12 protein-coding genes are annotated in these 18,270 nt (G+C 43.9%); 1 reads left to right on the top strand and 11 read right to left on the bottom strand.

All coding sequences use genetic code 11. The annotated features are described in order from the left end of the window. Positions 1-83: 83 nt before the first annotated feature. The 8 genes from EA58_RS01295 to EA58_RS01330 all read right to left on the bottom strand — a co-directional run bounded on the left by EA58_RS01295 (position 84) and on the right by EA58_RS01330 (position 11,708). Positions 84-1,781 carry a hypothetical protein gene (locus EA58_RS01295; protein WP_152547902.1) on the bottom strand — a complete coding sequence of 566 codons (1,698 nt, stop codon included), beginning with the start codon at positions 1,779-1,781 and terminating at the stop codon, positions 84-86. A gap of 49 nt (positions 1,782-1,830) precedes the next feature. Continuing rightward, positions 1,831-3,537 carry a hypothetical protein gene (locus EA58_RS01300; protein ID WP_036748025.1) on the bottom strand — a complete coding sequence of 569 codons (1,707 nt, stop codon included), beginning with the start codon at positions 3,535-3,537 and terminating at the stop codon, positions 1,831-1,833. Between the two features lie 359 nt (positions 3,538-3,896). Further along, the gene (locus EA58_RS01305) at positions 3,897-4,766 is read right to left on the bottom strand and encodes a hypothetical protein (RefSeq protein WP_036748028.1); all 870 of its coding nucleotides are present in this window, start codon (positions 4,764-4,766) and stop codon (positions 3,897-3,899) included. Between the two features lie 4 nt (positions 4,767-4,770). Then, entirely contained in the window at positions 4,771-8,352 is a 3,582-nt protein-coding gene (locus EA58_RS01310; RefSeq protein ID WP_152547903.1) for a toxin VasX, read from the bottom strand. Between the two features lie 211 nt (positions 8,353-8,563). Next, positions 8,564-9,055, bottom strand: a complete 492-nt coding sequence (locus EA58_RS01315) for a methylated-DNA--[protein]-cysteine S-methyltransferase (protein WP_036748033.1) — start codon at positions 9,053-9,055, stop codon at positions 8,564-8,566. After that, positions 9,052-10,458, bottom strand: coding sequence for a DNA-3-methyladenine glycosylase 2 family protein (locus tag EA58_RS01320; RefSeq protein WP_036748035.1), 1,407 nt, complete (start codon positions 10,456-10,458; stop codon positions 9,052-9,054). Before EA58_RS01320 ends, EA58_RS01315 begins: the two co-directional genes overlap by 4 nt. A 126-nt stretch (positions 10,459-10,584) precedes the next feature. Continuing rightward, positions 10,585-10,899 (bottom strand): YbjQ family protein, encoded by a 315-nt coding sequence (locus EA58_RS01325; protein WP_036748038.1) that lies wholly within the window; start codon positions 10,897-10,899, stop codon positions 10,585-10,587. A gap of 74 nt (positions 10,900-10,973) precedes the next feature. Beyond that, on the bottom strand, positions 10,974-11,708 hold the full coding sequence (locus tag EA58_RS01330) for a dienelactone hydrolase family protein (protein WP_036748201.1): 735 nt from the start codon (positions 11,706-11,708) through the stop codon (positions 10,974-10,976). 50 nt (positions 11,709-11,758) lie between these two features. On the opposite strand from EA58_RS01330, the gene EA58_RS01335 reads away from it, so the two are divergent. Beyond that, positions 11,759-12,229: a hypothetical protein gene (locus EA58_RS01335; RefSeq protein WP_036748041.1), complete on the top strand. Its 471-nt coding sequence runs from the start codon at positions 11,759-11,761 to the stop codon at positions 12,227-12,229. 74 nt (positions 12,230-12,303) lie between these two features. Here EA58_RS01335 and EA58_RS01340 read toward each other — a convergent pair whose 3' ends face one another. From EA58_RS01340 to EA58_RS01350, 3 genes are all read right to left on the bottom strand, one after another. Beyond that, a complete protein-coding gene (locus tag EA58_RS01340) occupies positions 12,304-12,795 on the bottom strand; it encodes a MarR family winged helix-turn-helix transcriptional regulator (protein WP_036748044.1) in 492 nt (163 codons plus the stop codon). 396 nt (positions 12,796-13,191) lie between these two features. Next, on the bottom strand, positions 13,192-14,124 hold the full coding sequence (locus EA58_RS01345; RefSeq protein ID WP_036748047.1) for a pseudouridine-5'-phosphate glycosidase: 933 nt from the start codon (positions 14,122-14,124) through the stop codon (positions 13,192-13,194). Between the two features lie 55 nt (positions 14,125-14,179). Next, positions 14,180-18,037 (bottom strand): amino acid adenylation domain-containing protein, encoded by a 3,858-nt coding sequence (locus EA58_RS01350; protein WP_200872141.1) that lies wholly within the window; start codon positions 18,035-18,037, stop codon positions 14,180-14,182. Between the last annotated feature and the right edge of the window lie 233 nt (positions 18,038-18,270).

Below are 18,270 nucleotides of genomic sequence, written 5' to 3' on the forward strand. Positions count from 1 at the left end.
GACTCACGCCGTCCTAAACGTAAAACATCTTGCCTGACTCCCGGGCAAGATGCTTTTCATGCAGTGCTTTTTCCGACTTGAAATCACCAGGTTAAATGATCATATCGTCTTCTCGCCGTAAGATACGCGACAAGGGTATAGATCAGCATCACCAGACTGAACGTCAGCCAGAAACGATAAAAATTCATCGTATAATTCATCGTTTCCACTTCGGCTACCACGTCTTTCGTCACAGGTATCGGCTGATAAATATACACCACCAACTCTTTTTCAATCGGGCGGAAAAAGCTGACAGACGCATGCATTGGGGTCACAAATCCATACAAGTAACCAATCAGTGCCTGTCTCACCTGTTGATGAATTGCTTTTGCGCTGAGTGTTTGTCCACTCTTGTAGGCAGTGGCATCAAAAATCTGGGTCTGTAAATCTTTCAGTGAGAATGTTTTCGTAGAAAACTTCCTTTCTCCAATCTCAATCTTCAGCGGGACCTGAGACTTCACTTTTTGTTTCGCCGCAATAAGCTGATCATAAATCTCCCCTTGCTGATTGACGAACTGCTCACCCGCTCGTGTTAACGCAGAAAAGTCAGAACGATGATCCATATCGACAACAAGCGCCCCAACTTTACTCGCAATCGATTGTGTTAATTGTTCAAGAAATGGTTCATCGAGTTGATCATAGGCGTCAATATAACCGCGTTCTTGACCTGGCGATAAATGAAAATGATCAAGTTTGATTGCATCACCTGATTTTAATAAAGACAATTGTGCATCATCAGTATCTTGAATCACTTTCGGTTTGATATGCATTTGCGTGAAATGCAAAAATTCATGATAGAAGCCCGACTGATAGAAGTTGACTGTCATATTGGCAAAAATCGCTGTGATAATCAGCCATCCAACCAAACATCTTCCCAGAGACCTCTTTTTCTCTGACAATGAGAAAAAAGGGCTTTTATGATTAATTAAATTGGGTTCGATATGAAAATGAGGCTCAAGTTTAATCTTTCCATGAATAATGCATTCACGCTCATCTTCAATGTAATCGCGATAAAAAACCAAAGGAACATCACCTATTCTTCCGGTTTGACCCATATCAATCTCATCCCCTTCTCTGTCCCAGTCAAATATTCCGCTGACCTCATACAGTAAATGATTTTTATAAATTGCACGACAAATTATAAAAAATGGTAAAGCCGAAAACAGTAAAGTCAGATAGGCAACAATGTCATATCCGCCATCCCCATCATAACCAATTAATGCCATAAACATCATAATAAATAACACCATTGGTATCAAAACATGTGATAGGTCATAAAAATCTGGATTCACTTTGAAGACCCTTGGCAGGGTATACAATGGCTTTAGTTTCGATAAAATATCAACATGATCAATGCGAGTCACATAGAACGAATTAAAACAGATCACACCTTCAACACGGGCTGTCCATTTCCCAACTTTCCCATATTCATTTTTCCCTTTCAACTCACTTTCAGGCCAGTAAACTGAGTTGATTTTCAATTGATTGATATATTTCCTCTCTTCTTTTGATTTTAACTTCCCTCGAATTTCATGGACACGGTTATCCATGAAAGGTTTCTTATATATTTTGCGCACCAGTTTCATTTGTTCATCAGACAGAAACTTTCCTTCATGATTTTCTTTGAATGAATGAAGTAACCGATACTGTTTCACCACATAGCTGACCATTCCATAGATCATCATACAGAAAAAACAAATTAACGCTGGTGTCGCGATAATTAAAAACAGTAAATCCCACAAGTGCTAAGCCCTCACGCTAATATGATGATTCATGTGTTCTATTCAGAGGTTATTCCCACATCTCTTGCTGATAAAGATGGGCGTATCGTTGCTCTGCCGTGGCATAGGCGTAAGCTGAATAAATCAACATCACACTACTTACAGCAAGCCAGAAGAGATAGTATTTCCAGCTCAGAGCGATATTGTCGATTGGCTCGATAGAGGTAACAGGCTGATACACATATCCGACCAACTTCTTTTCACTGGGATCAAAGAAGCTCACAGACAGATACATAGATGCTTTCCAGCCATATAAATAATGGATCACCGACTTTCGAATGTGCTGATATTGCTCGCCGTAAGTGATTCGCTTGCCATCCGGATATCGAGATAAATGAAACACAGCATCCCGGAGCTGACTCAGTGTCAACACTTGTGTCTTGAACCTTCCATCCCCAATATCAACACGAAGAGGCGTCTGAGCGGCGATCTCAGCTTTAGCCGATTCTAAAGATCGGTAAAGACTCGCTTGAGGATTCATGAATTGCACCTCTGCTTTGTGCCAGTTTCGCCGTGCTTCCTTCGATAATTTCACCCGGTGATGACTGTCGAAGAGAATGGGCCTCACTGAATCAATAATCGATTGTGTGATAGCATTCACGCGTTTCGGATCATAGCCATCCCGCACAATGATCATCCCATGCTCTTCTCCGGGTGAAAAATAAAGCCCCTGAAGCTTGATTGCATCACCAGAATCTAACTTCGACAATGCACGGGTATCAACATCGCGTGCAATGTCGTAATGCAAATGATGTGTGGCAAAACTGTGATACTCTTTATAAGTGACTGAGTGATAAAAATTAGTCGTCATGGAAATTAATACAGAAGTGATCATCATCCACAATAACAAACACCAAAGCAGTGACTTCTTTTTGTGCTCTAAAGAAAAAGAGGGGTTCTTACCATCGACCAGCACAACATCCAGATGAAAGTCAGGTGTATGGCAAATATGACCATGTACTGTATATTCCTTCCCCTCTTTAAAAACATCATGCGCTATTTCTACTGGAAATCCATTCAAATTCCCTGGCCTGTTGATTGATACTTCTTCAGAATATTCAACAGAATGAAAGTGTCCTTTGAATTCGTAGAGCCATTGGCTTTCATATATTTCCCGACAAATAAAATAAATCGGAAAACTGCCGAGTAATAACGTCATGACAATAAAGAACATCAATGAATCATAATAATCCATCACTGCCATAAAGAACATATTGATCAGCACAATCGGAATCAACACACAAGAGAGATCAAAGGAGACAGGATTTACCTTCTTGACCTGAGGTAATGCATAAAATGGTTCTGATTCCGCCAGAATATCAAAGTCATTGATGCGAATGGCATAGAAAACCTTCTGATGTACAACCCCCTCAACCTGCAATCGATTTGTACTGACATATTGACATTCACCAGTTTCTTCTTGGTCAATATCCGGCCAATATGCAGACCGAACAACCAGCCTTCGAAGGCGCGCCTCATTCAAGGAACGATGTAACTTGCCAGTGACCTTAAAAACACGATTATCTTTGAATCGCTTTTTATAGATCTTTCGGAGTAACTTTAATTGTTCAGTCGTCAATGTTTTTTGAGGCTGTTGACGCAATAGCGTCCGAATAATCAATCTCTTCTTCAAAAATTCACTGATCAATCCTTGAATAAGCGCATAAGTCAAGAGAATAAAAAAAGTAAACGAACAAATAAAAAGCAATTCTAACATTTCAAATGAGAGACCTAAGGTTAATTTTGAATAAAGGCGACCGGAAAAGTGGAAAATTTAGTTCATTGTCGCAATGAATGACCGTGACAAACACGTTTATCTTGTGGCTAGTTTACGACTGAAATAATCATTTTCAATCGTTCACTTTAACATGAATTCAGGTCAGAATTCTTAATTAAGGGAACGCCACAATCAAGAGTCCACCACGCTCAGCGGTGAGAAAGTCCATTTTTCAATGAAGTCTACAGTGACAGTGAGATTCCCTGAATCATTTCAGGAAATCTCAGGGAGATCCACTTCAGTCAAATTCAAAAAAGCATCTCGCTTCCTGAATTCGCAGTTCTCATTCTCTTTCTGATTTAAATAACCCCATTTAATTTTCTCATTAATTCACTAATTTCTTGTGGTTCATCATAGTTTTTAGAATCAAATAAATTTTTAGTATCTTTTGAAATTTCATGTCCATGAAATGTCTCAATTTTATCTATGACTTCATCTCTAGTACCAGCTTGACAGAAGATATCCGTATAAAAACAAATTTGCTCATCTGTCTCAATCTCACCATGATCATGCTCATGAAAACTATAAAAGCTATGATACAACCTAAAATTATCTCTTGGCTCATCACTATCATCATGAACCCGAACAAAGAGTATATCTTCAATGGATGAAATACGTTGTGTCAAACCAAACTTTTCAAAGTCAACAAGGCTCAACACGAGCCATGTTACACCTAACCCGCCAGCACCAATTAAAGCAGTTGGACCAACAATAAATATTGTTAATACTGTCAAAATAGCCAAAGCAGCTAAAATTTTCTTACCCACCTTATTTGCCAAATCGGGCGAATACACATGTTCTTTTGTGATCAAACCATATTGGCTCAATATACAATGCTGACGATTATGGTGATATATTGACATACTTCCTATAAAGAGGCTTACAATTGCCCCGATAAACATCAGCACCCAAGTCATTGTTTCACTGAATGTTTTTGATAAATCCCCCCCGTAATATATCATCGTAAAACCAGATGATAACAAAGTAAAAAAGGCGACAAACTTTGTTAAAGTGAGCCATCTTTTACTCTTATTTGGAAAATGATACACCAATTGATCCCATTCAATTCTTTCTGGATCATTTTTTATCTTACAATAAAGGCTATTGACATCCATCTTTGATAGCTTTTTAAACTTAACAGATTCATCGTTTAATGAGTTATATTGCATACTTTCACCCTTCAATTAAAACATTAGCTTGGGGTAGAAAGCTAAAATTGTTTTTATATTTTTCAATTATTTCATCTTCACTAAGGAGTGAAGGGGTTAAATTTTTGTCTCGAACCATGAAACTGTAATGATAAATAAAATCTTCTTTATCATTCGATTTATTTGGATCTGAGTACTGAATAGAAAAGCTAACATCTCGATGCTTATTACTTAAAGGAATATAAAATTGAAAGACAGGTTTATCCAAATCCTGTGGTTCAATTTCTAAAAACTTTTTCCCATTTTCACTTAACCATAAACCAAGATTATTGGTCATGATAGTTCTTGTCTCATCTTTATCTGGCTCTGATATCATCAATTTCAATATTTTCCTTGATTTCTCTATTGGTAGAACCATATTTATAGTTACACCTTTCATGATTTGCGTAGGCGCTGCAACAGGATATGTATTTGAATAATTATAGACTACATCATAATCTGGTTGTGCATAAACAATAGGCTTTAAATGCATTTTTTTCAACTTCAAAATCGCCTCAATATATAGATTTTGAAGTTCGGTTAAATCAAGCGTTTTTGTCCATTTAATATTTGCATCTATCCCCCATTCCGAGGTCGCCAACCATTTCTGATACTCATTTCTATCAAAAAAATCGATCAAGGCATTTACAATCATGATTGCAGTATTTGTAAATGCAAAAATGCATAAAATCCAAGGGTTAAAAACAGAAGCGACAGCACCTTGTGATAAACCAAAAATCTGTATCAATCCAATTAGAGTCTGAACAGAAAGCAACCCCACTTTTATTCCATTCAATGTCTTCACTTCATTTTCAGACTTCAAAAAAGCTTCAATAGTTAAGATGGATTCAACACTTGTTGCAATTACACCAGCTGTTGCCGCAATAATTGTTAATCTTGCAAATCTTAATCCAGCTTGAGCTCGATTGCCAATAATACGCCCTGCACTTTTCAGTTGATTATAAGTAAATTGTCGAGATAAATTATTCACATCAAAATTTGTCCAAGCCTTAGCTTGAAAAAGTGCAGCTAGAGAATTAACGCTATAAGATAATCTTTGCAAGGAGCCTAAAGATTCCTCAAGAGTATCCACATTGTTTGTTTTTAATCCATCTGAATACTCAACATAATCCTTTAATGTTACAAATATTACTAATAAATCAACACCACTACTTGCTATTAATTTTCCAGAATTTTTTGTAGCGTCCAATAGATTTTTCTTAACATAATTTGTAGCTTCTTCAGAAATATGGGAAGCAAAAACACGCATCTTACTTGGCTTATTTTTTATGTGCTCATCCAATTCACTACTATATTTATTTGCTTTTTGCTTAGCATCATACATTGCTTCAGTTTCAGCATCGTAATTTAATCCCATACCTCGCTTAACAATTTTACTCCAAGATTCATTCTCATTTAAAATCTGGTTTTCATAAAATCTTTTATTTTTATTAATATTACTCTCTAATTCTTGACGTTTTTTTGTCCATGCCTTTTCTTGTTTTGTATATTCTTCTTTGACATGTGTTTCAGATGAAGTTGCTAAAGTTTCACCAAAAACGCCAGCACGAATTAAGTACCTCGCACCTTTCGTTCCACCGATAACGCCCAGAGTAGCCCCTAGAGAATGAGCTATAGCACTAACAGACTTTGTTGCACCTAATTTTAAAGGTTCACTAATAACTTCTGCAAAACTTTCATATGCTTTTGCTAGAGGTTTAGCAAAATTTTTAAATTTTGGATGTTCCTGTGTTCCAGGATCCGTAATAAATGCAAGAACGGCTGCATAACTGATTACAAAATCTTTTACAGGTGTAGCACCACTTCCTTCTTTCAATAGGTCAGTATTCGCTGCTAGCTCAAGGTCCCCGCAACTTTCATCATAGAGTGCATAAATATCATAAATATCACTACTAAAAGCGGAAACAAATAAAGGAAAAATTGTTGTTGGTTTTTTAAACTCATTTGCGAGCCACTCGACTTGTGATTCAGTAAGTCTACTATGAACCAAAGGTATATATAGCTCACGGTGAACTCCAAGAAGATATCGCTGCCCTTCTTGTGAGTAAATATCAGCATATCCTTTAATAGGATATTTCCCAAACGCTTTAGCCATTGCAATAGCAGTATTACGATGGGTTTCAACTAGATTTATCAGTATGTCTTCTTCTTGAAGATATTTACATTTGTCTTTAATCAGTTTATCGACATGGATCATTCTACGATTTTTACTTAATTTCTCCCAATCAGCATAATATTTAGAATAAGAAATACTGCCGTGCTTTTCTCTAAAACACTCCTCAGATTTCCACAAGTCTATCGCTAGTTGTCTCGCTAAATTCTCACTTTTCTCTGTCCCAACACGTAGTGTATCTTCATAATTTTTCCTCAATTCATATAATTTACAGATTTCCTGATATATCTCTAGTTGTTCATCTTTAGGCATATCGTCAATCAGCACAGGATACCTAATATTCAATCCCTCAGGGATTCCTGTTGCTGTCATCTGTAAAGCAGACTCCATCATCTGGTTTTTGATTCCTTGATCTTCAAGGAAATCGTGCCAAATTGCTGTCGCAACACTGAAGCGTACACCCATTTCATTTAAATCACTAAGCGGATCATTAATAGCAACAAAATAACCAGTTTCATTTTCTGGAATTGCATTGATGATCTCTGCTGCGGAGGCTATCGGCTTAACTTCTAGAACTTCTTTTTCTTTATCATCTACTGCTGGCATCTTAGTATGCACTAACCCAGAAAAGCGCTCAATTTCCCCGCCCCCTTTATAATCAATATCTGCAACCTGATCGAGCATCTCGATATCAGCAATGTGCGGACTGGAGTGGGTTACTAACCGAGAGATCTGCAAATGCCGTGCGTTAAAACGTAAACTCGGATCAGTCGCGAATTGGTAAAACATTGGCCAGGACCAACGCTGTTTGCTCCAGACAATGCGAAGGGATGCATCGCTGTTGCAGGTCAGAAATGGCTGGCTGGCCCCAGGTTTACCCCGTTCAGTCGGGCCATCCTTTGGGGATAATAAAGGAAAATCGTAATCTTCCAGCGCATACGGCGTGAGCGTCACGCCGGAAAGCTCATACTCATCCAGCTTTTTATCAGTTTCGTTATAGACATACAGCCAGCCATCGCGCAACTGACGGAGGGTGTAGGCATAAGGTTCAATCGACTGACCAAAGAAAAAGCCTTTGCCGCGCCAGCCTTCCGGTAAACCATGTTTTGGCTGGCCTGCGTCGTCGTTTTCATCCAATGCATAGCGCACAGGGAACAGGTGGCAACGGAACACTGGCTTTTTCTGACGTTTCTTGCGTTTCTTCAGAGGCGCTCTTTGCTCAAAGACCGTATGTTCAACTTTTTCATCTTCCCACATCATGGAATTTTTGGGCGGCTGAGTCAGCGCTTCACCACCGTTCGCGTTCAGATCGTGGGAATGTGAAAAAGGAACTTCGCCTTGTTCATATAAGGCTTTTGCTTGTTCATAAGTGAACTGATTATCTTCCCAGTACATAGAATGTTCAGGAGGATAAGGGAAATTGTCATCGGCCATACTGATTACTCACGTTCTTGGTTTTATTCAAATCTGGCAATACAGCAAAATTCGCGCCATTTGAGCTGAGCTTATAAATCAGTATGTTACAAGGATTACTCGCTATTCCTTTCCAAGAAATGAGAAAAATTTCTAATTTTTTGAAGCAGGGAATCAGTTTATTGGATGGCATAGAGCAGTTTGCCTGCTCTATTTACAATGTAAATCGTATTTAGCGTTTCACCGTCAAGCCTTCGTGCGCCAGTAACCACTGCTTTTTATCCAGGCCGCCAGCATAACCGGTTAAGGTTCCTGAACTGCCAATAATCCGGTGGCAAGGCACCACAATAGGAATCGGATTCTTGCCGTTAGCGGCTCCAACTGCCCGGACCGCTTTCGGCCGATCAATGCGAGTCGCAATATCTGAATAGGAGCAAGTCACACCAAATGGAACAGCAATGAGTGTTCGCCAGACTTGCTGCTGAAATTGCGTTCCCGGCATCTTTAGCGGCAAATCAAATGTTGTCCGCAGGCCCTGAAAGTATTCCTGCAACTGTTGCACACCAGCTTGCGTCACAGTGTTACTGACATCATCAGGTTTCGTTTGTGCATCAAACTCAATTGTGACAATGGCTGTTGCATCTGCCACCACCGCCAGCCAACCAATTGGGGTGTCCACTAACTGGCGAAACCGCGGTGTCTCAGTGGAAGAACGAGAAGTCATAACATACTCCATAAATACAAAGTGAGGTAACTACGCCACGGTGAAGCGGCTGATTCATGAACGGGGTGATCCCATTGCGCCAGCGCTTTCTTCACGCCTAAATCCCCGGACAGAAAAATATCCGGATCACTCAAACCACGCATGCGCATGTAATGAAGTGTCCAGGGGCCGATGCCCGGCAGTGCCAGCACGTCTTTTTCCGGTGCGTCTAATCCAGCCGGATGCGACTGCGCGAAACGGGCAAAATGTTGTAGCGTTTCCCGACGTTTCTGCGGCATGCCGAGCTGTTGTAAATCGGTGTCCAAGACTTGCTGAGGCGAAGGGAAGAACTGACGCACATCTCCACTGTCTGGATTCAGTTGCACCAGTTTCTCCACGAGGTTCCGGGCAGCCTTCACAGAGACCTGCTGACCCAGAATCGCACGGATTCCGGCTTCAAACGGACTCCAGATGCCGGGTAAGCGAATCCCGGTCAGGACGTGATGCGCATCCGTCGCTGGCATGGCATGCCGAATGGCATATGCAATTCGATCGCTATCCGCATCCAGATCCAGGCAACGCCGGATATTCTGGATGACAGGAATCAGGCCACACAAGCGATCAATCTGAATCATCACCTCAAAACAACATTTTTCAGGGCGGTGTGTCGCCGTGAAATATCCCTGATAATGCTGATCCGGCGCTCCGGATCGATGCGAAAATGTTCGCCCATAGCTGTTGTCCGTTTGCCATTCCAGACCGGGAATCAATCGGGCGGCATAGAAACCATGAACCTGCTTCCAGTCATACGGCGGACGATACGCTAACTGAAGCTGAATCCCCTGACCCAGCGACTGCTCAGCTTTGCCCTGCTTGCGCAATTGAGACGGCGACAAGGAGAACCGTTTTTGAAAACAATCGTTAAACCGCCGCACGCTGTGAAAACCACTCGCGTAGGCAATCTGAGTGACGGGTAATTGTGTTTCATGCAGCAGCTTTTTCGCCATCAGACACTGTTGATACAGACTGTAAGCCTTCGGTGATAAACCGGTGGCTTCCGTGACCAGTTGCCGCAAATAACGATCCGTTACGCCCAGACGGTCCGCCAGTGACGCCAGTGACTGAGTCATCAGCGCACCTTCGTCCAACAGGGTCAGTGCTCTTTTTACCGTTGCGCCGGTACCCAGCCATGCTGGAGAGCCCGGCGCACTGTCTGGCCGGCAACGTAAACAGGGACGATACCCCGCCTGGGCCGCTTCCACAGCCGTCGGGAAGTATTCCACATTTGCTTCTTTTGGCGCCGGTGCAGGGCAGATAGGCCGGCAATAAATCCCTGTGGTTTTCACAGCGGTAAAGAAGAGTCCGTCATAGCGGGGATCTTTGGCCAGTCTGGCCTGTTGGCACTGTGAAGGTGATAAATGCATACACTCAGCCTGTGTGATGGCGTGATTCAATATCACGCCGAACGTCATCCATGTGCTTAGTGTACCCCGCTGGCGACATAAAACTAGCCAGAATCGGAACTGAATAGGAAGGAGAAATAACAGGGTTCAGCTCAGCTTCACCGCCGTTCCATACACCAGAATTTCAGAGGCGCCCTGCATAATGGTACTGGTTGTAAAGCGCATATTGACGATGGCGTCCGCCCCCATATGCTCGGCTTCCGCGATAGCGCGGTGCATCGCTTCTTCGCGCGCTTCGACCAGCATTTGGGTGTACCCGCGAATCTCGCCGCCAAAGATCGATTTGAAGCCGGCCATAATATCGCGTCCCACATGCTTGGACTGTACAACACTGCCACTTACGGTGCCCAGCACCTCTTTAATCGGACGATGCGCTACATCCGGTGTCGTTACACAGAGCATACATTCTCCTTGGCATCAAAATGACGAAGCATCGGCTTCTCCAGTCAATTTTTAATGATTATCAGCATGTTGAATTATAGCGCTTCACTCAAATATGCCAGAAAACGCTGCCAGGATTTCCGATCAGCATCTTCGCGATACCGCTCAGAGCCAAACACGGTGAAAGCATGTGGCGCACCGCTATAAACCACCATTTCATTGGGTATCTCAGCGGCTTCCAGAGTCTGGTTCAGCGTCACAAAATCATCCATCGTCACTGAGGTATCTGCCGCACCATGAAAGACCAGAATGTTGCCTTTTGTCTGGCTGTAATTTTGCCCTTCCGGGGTTGCCAATCCACCATGAAAGGTCACAAATCCCTTCAAATCTGCACCCGATCGGGCAAATTCCAGAACAACCGTACCGCCGAAGCAGTACCCCATTGCCACCGCATCCGACGTGTTTCCACCCGCCTGTTTCGCTGCTGCGAGCGCGCCCTGCATTAAGCTGCGCATCTTGTTGCGATCCTGATACAGCGCTCCGGTCAGCTTGCGCCTGTCTTCGACTTTCGCTGGGCGAATTCCAGCGCCAAACATATCAACAGCGAAAACCGCATACCCTTTTTCAGCCAGCATCTGCGCCCGTTTTTTCTCATAATCAGTCAGACCATCCCAGTCATGGACCATCAGCACCAGTGGCGCATCTTTCTTCGGAGCAATGTAATATCCCTCATAATCCGCACCATTCACCTGATAGTGAATCGCCTTGCCTTCATTCGCCACAACCTGCACCGACACCAGCACTCCCGACAGCAGGACAACCACTTTCATCGCAGCAGACAGCTTCATCTTTATCTGAGTCTTCTTCGTATTATTCATGCATGCTTCCTCATCATCTTCTGACAACAAGTGTAGGACACACCAAGAATCAACCAGCAACAGATACATACATAGCAAGCAGGCCGCCGCAAAACCTTGAGCAGATTATTTTTTCATCAACATGTCATCCGCCATCCCCAAAGTTACCCACTGTTTTTGTGGATAAAGTTATTTATTCTTTTCAAAACAGGGGCTTAAAAAATGCAAACGTCATTTACATCAAAATAAGAATTCTGTTTTTTTGCATGGGGAGCGCTGGGGGGATTGAGGGAGACTCGGGGAGATTTCAAGAAGCGATGATTCATCTATCTACTATTCATCTATCTACTTTTCGTGACGAGCGTTTTCGTGCCGAGCTTTTTTGTATCGCGCTTGTTCGTATCAAGCGTTTGTCGCGCCGAGCCTTCCGTGCACTCTCAGGCTTCGACATTTTCACGCTGGCACAAGCCATGCCTATTCTCAGTCATGACTGACATCGAAGAATAGGCAATCGCATGTGAAGTCAGGCTGGTCGCGGTGACCGCCTTAAATCTGAAAATCGCCAGACTTAATTAGAGACTTCATGATGAAGCAGCCATTTTCGTAGCAACACTGCCAGCTCATTCTGCTCATCAGCCGTTAATGGCTCAAGAATATTTCTTTCGTTTTCAACGTGATCTTCTAAAGCTTGATCGACAAGTGCGACACCGGCAGCGGTAAGCTCCACGCTGCAACTGCGTCTATCCTGTGCGCTGGCGATCCTTTCAATCAGGCCACGCTTCACCAAGGCATCAATTCGCGTACTCATCGCGCCAGACGATAGCATCAAGGTTTGATACAACTCGGTCGGTGTAAGTGCCGACTGGGTGCGGCGCAAGGTCGCCAGTATATCGAATTCAATGGCACTGAGATCGTGTTTCTTAAACGCCTTCAGCAGTTGCTTATCCACAATTCTGCTTGTGCGACTGATCCGGCCAATCACCCCCATTGGCGAACAGTCTAGATCTGGGCGACACTCCCTCCATTGTGCCAACAATTTATCTACATGATCGTATTTCAAAAGAATTCCTCTTCATTTGTTTTCTTTTAAGGAAGATACTTGAATGAAAGCTTCAGTGCTAATCATTTTTCTTTGCTCAACATAAAATGAATATTTTTTATTCGTCAACAAAGAGAGATGAAAACGCTGTTTCGCAAAAATCAGTTTGACGTGCTGTCATTGTGTTCACCCGCACTTTACAGATGTAAACCAACAGGTTATGAAATTAGCGCTATCTCGACACCCGCCAGACAATCTTCTCAATTTTATCGTAATAGGTTGCGGAATATACCAGATTCCTCAATCACATACATGGGCTTCAGAACGGAGCACTTTCAATCAACAGAGCGGATCACACCTTGAGGTGTTCATCCGCATCTGACGACAAGCGCTGTGGCTGGTGTTTATCGCAATGATTTATAACGATGATTTATAGCGATGATGGGCCACCGCAAGCTGACCTGCGACTTCTGCTGTATGAATCAGAACAGCCATGTTCGCAGTCGCCGAGCGTCCCTGCGTCGCTTGTTCTATCGCTTTCATAATGTGTTTGGTGATGGCATTGCCTGTCACTTTTTCTTCTTCGGCGTGACGGACCGCCGCCTGAACCACCAGCTCAATTTCTTTGCTATCAATCGCGTCTTCCTCTTTTGTCGGTGTTGTAATCACAAACCCTTTTCCGCCCGGTAATGCCCAGTTCATCTCAATTGCTTTCGCAATTGTGCTGGCATCATCCATTCTCATCGGGCTTTTATGGCCACTGGAACGACAGTAGAAAGCAGGGAAATCATCCGATTGATAGGAGATCAAAGGAACACATTGTGTTTCTAGGAATTCAAGCGTCAGGCCAATATCGAGGATATTCTTCGCCCCCGCACAAACCACCGCAACTTTTGAGCGTGTAAACTGAATTAAGTCTGAAGAAACATCCATTGTTTCTTGTGCGCCACGGTGAACACCCCCAATCCCCGCAGAACTGAAAAACGAGATGCCCGCCAGTTCTGCAATCACCAAAGAGGAGGCGACGGTCGTTGCGCCCATTTTTCCGCTTGCCAAAATCATCGGCAAATCACGGCTGGACACCTTGGGGACATCGGATGCAGAAGCAAAACGTTCAATTTGTTCTCTGTTCATCCCGACCAGGACTGTGCCATGATCAATGCCAATCGTCGCCGGTACTGCGCCACTCTTACGCACCGCTTCTTCAACGGCCAGTGCTGTGTTCACGTTATCAGGATAATCCAGCCCATGAGTAATCACGTTAGATTCCAGGGCAACGACAGCCTTACCTTCTTCCAGCGCTTGTTTCACTTCAGGATGAAATTCTAAAGGGATATTTTGTTGAAACATGTGACTAATTCCTTAAGTATTTTTTGGCGTGGCCCCCACGCCAAAACGTTTTCCATTAAATAAGATGCGTTTGTAACTCTGCGACACCCTGCGCTTTCAAAACCTGATAATGGTCTGCCTCCAGATGAATCGTTCTGGGAGGTTCCACCGAAAAGTCGGAGACATTTTCAATGAAAGAGTAGTTATCCTGCTGCGCTTTAAAAATCGTGACCGGGGCATGAATCCTGCGACCAACCAACTCTTCAAAGGTGTAACTGAAGTCGTAAGAAACCAGCACGATACGCGTGATACGCTGAATCAGATCCGGTTGTAACATCGGGAACCTTTGGCACATGAACTCAATAAAGCTTTCCTCGTCATGACACTGGTTCAGACAGCTTTGCAGCAAGGCACCATCAATCGAATGTGCGAACACCGAGAACAGGATGGTCACAAACACTGGATTCGAAAATGACGCATTGCCTTGATTCGTTTGCTCTAAATCGTAATGTGTCTGGGGTGAACCCGGCGCAATCAAATGCAGTGCTTCAACGGTTTCGCCCATTTGTTCCAACTGGTAAGCGGTTTCAAAAGCCACACGAGCACCGAATGAATATCCCCAGAGTGTATAAGGCCCTTTGGGTTGAACCGACCGAATTAATTCGATATCCGCTTTTGCCATTTCCTGAACATTCGGCAACGGCACCTCACCTTCATGAAGCCCCAATGCCTGCACACCAAAGAACTGACGATGGGGAGCAACCTGATTCGCCATGAGTTTCAGGTTCATTGGGTATCCACCCAAACCCGGCCAACAGAAAATCGGGTTCTGTTGCTGACCATTCAGCTCAATCAGCCGGGAAGCCTGTTGGACTTGCTCACCCTGACTGTCAATCCATGCGGAAAGCTGTTGAATCGTTGGGGACTGAAACAGAACCTGAAGCGGTACTTTGATCCCGAATGCCTGGTTAATCCGGTTAATCATCGCGACAGCCGTCAAGGAGTTTCCGCCGCACTCGAAAAAATCATCCTGTGCAGACACGGAATCCCACTTCATGATTCGGCACCAAATCTCCCCTAACTGGTGTTCCGTTTCCGTAGATAACGGAATGAATTCTTTCTCCGAGTGGCTATTTGCGACCACATCCAGTGCTTTCAGGGCTTGATAATCCACCTTGCCATTCGCGGTCTGTGGCAGTTTATCAATCATGACAACTTTATTCGGAATCATATATTGCGGGAGCTGAGTCATCAGATCGTCTTTAATCATCTCTGTCGGCCCACGCATATGAACACTGTCTTCTTTCATCCCAATGCTCAAATATTGCGCTTGGCTGATCCCGCCACCGATACAGAAATAAAATGCTGCCATCTCCAACCCATGCGCATTTAAGATATGACGCATTCGCTTGGCCGAAGGTAAGTCATTTCCGGATTTAGAGCTGTAACCCGATGACATCATTCCCAAAGACAGTGGATTACTCTGAAGCTTGTGGAGTGTTCTGCCCAGGCTGATATAGCGCATTGCCGATTCCCGGCAATTTTCCACCATCGAGATGCCAAAGCTTGCTCTGTCATACACTTGCTGGTTGATCGCAATCACATCACGTTTCAGAATCTGTTGATCGCTCATATACTCAAAATCTTGCGCAGTGAATCGATACAGCCCTTCTTCCAGGCCAGCGACGTGACTGCCGTGGGCCTGTACAAACAGCTCAGGCAAATCAATTGCTGGTGCCACATCATTCGGGCAAATCTCAAATGTGCCCAGGTTGTAATCATCCGTTGCACCGTCATACCAGGCCGGCAGTTGTTCCGTGAGCTGATGCGCCCCGATTGCCAGTCCGAATTCCGGCAATTGTTCATCAAAAAGACCCAGCATATGGCCCGTTTCCATCTCCAGAACTTCTAAAATATTGTTCTTATAAACGGGCTCAATCGCGTCATGTTTTCCAATAAAATGTAATTTCAGAGTTGGCTGTGAATTCGGCTGACACGCTTCTATTTGCACCAGACAATGTTGTACCGGGTGGTAATAATAAATTCCTGAAGGCCAGCCAAACAGACCATGAATTTCAATGTATAGCTGCACAGCATATAAAGCACCGGGAGAAGCGTATGTGTATTTGGGCAACAAACGCTCATCACTGATGAATTGACCAAAGTGCCGGAGTAATCCGCCAAACTGCGGCGCAGTCAGCTGTGAGATCTCGCGGGACAACGTTTTATCCTGCTCAAGCGTGAGCAGCGAAATCAATTCTTCCCGAGTGACTGGCTGCTCTCTTTCAAAGAAGCGATACGTCTTTCTTCCGAATGCTTTTTCTTTTTGACTCGGGGTTGCTACTTTACCTTCCAGCGCAATGTGCAATCTGTCTTCACAGGCTTCGGCAGGGCGGCATCCAGCATTCGATAGCTGCGCTTTCACCTGACACTTATTCGCTTTTGATTGATGGTGTGAACCATGATTTCCCTGATCCATCAGCGCGGCCTGCGTTTCATCCAGTTCAATACACGCGATTAAATTTTGACTGCCCGTTCGTGGATCATTGTTGATCACCATCGCCGCATTTTTTATCCAGCTGTGATTTTCAATGGCATGGCGAATCTCGTCTAATTCAACCCGGTAGCCCCGCAGCTTCACCTGATTGTCAGCTCGTCCGGCAAAGTGGACATTTCCTTCGCTATCCCAACGTCCCAGATCACCGGTACGATAGAGCCAGGCATGTTCTGGGTCCTGAGATAAATGATTCGGGACAAACTTCTCTTTCGTTAAGTCAGACCGATGCAGGTACCCTGACGCAACTTGCCGCCCTGAAATATACAGTTCACCAATCTCACCGACCAAAGCCGGCTGACCATCTTCCCGCAGCAGATAATAGCGGGTGTGTGCGACCGGCTTCCCAATCGAAATTGCGCTTGGATAAGTGTCTACCGCTTTCTCACAAAGTTTGAAATAGGAGGAATTGATCGTGCATTCTGTTGGCCCATAAAGATTAATCAGCTCCGCTTCTGGACGAACCCGGTAAAATTCTTTTGCCAGTTGCCGAGTGAGCGTTTCACCACCACTGAAGACTTGTGCCAGTGATTTGCAATCGATAAAAGACGGATGATCAACTAAGGCCTGCAGCAAAGTCGGGACACATTGCAGCACATTGATCTCGTGTTTCAGCAGTACTTCGACCATCTCGTCTGGGTCTCGGTAACATCCCGCAGGCCCGACAATCAGGTGGCAACCAAACACGGGCGCAAGAATTTCCCATTGTGCCGCATCGAAGCTCATCGGTGTTTTTTGAAGGATGCGCGTCTGCCCGCCAAACGAGAAAGTCTGCTTCAGGAATGACATTTGCTGCACAATATTGCGGTGTTTGATCATGACACCTTTGGGCTTTCCGGTGCTTCCAGAGGTGTAAATCACGTAGGCCAGATGGTCAGGCGTGACTTTAGAAAATACAGGGTCGGACATTTGAGGCAGTTCATTGGCAAGTAAAGCGGTGATGTCCTCTGCTGTGACGATGGTCACCTGGTCTGAAACCATAGCTTCCAGCTTCGATTTCAGGTGCGTCTGTGTGTAAATCACACGAATTTTTGAGTCCTGAATCATGTAACGAATCCGCTCACTCGGATATTCCGGCGCAAGCGGTAAATAAGCATTCCCGGAAGCCAGAATGCCCCACGCTCCGCACACCATATCAATCGAAGGCTCACAGAAAAGACCGATACAATTCTCATCAGACAACTGCGCATCTGCCAGACGATGACCTGTTTTTAAAACTTTCAGGTAAAAATCGAGGTAACTCAGCGATTGATGACAATCTGTGACCGCAATTTTGTCTGGGTTCAGCCTTGCCTGCTCAGAGAACATATCCAGCAACGTAGCAGTTCCATGATCTATTTCGATTTCCATCTCAGGTGACACAAAGGTGGCGTTCATCATCTCTTTAACTTCCATTTCAACTATATGCACGACAATGACTATATAAATTACTCCCACGTATTATTTTGTCAAGTATCTTTTTTGAAAGATACATAAAGAAAAGTATTATGCCTATGAAGCGTAATCAGTCGGATGGTTTTCTTCAGCGGAAGGTCGATCCAGAAAATCGGGGTATTTGCGCTGTTGAAGCTGATGAGAGAGGAAGCTATTGAGCGAGAAAGCTGCGAAGTAAA

Origin of the sequence: Photobacterium galatheae (assembly GCF_000695255.1) — a bacterium.
GTDB lineage: Bacteria > Pseudomonadota > Gammaproteobacteria > Enterobacterales > Vibrionaceae > Photobacterium > Photobacterium galatheae.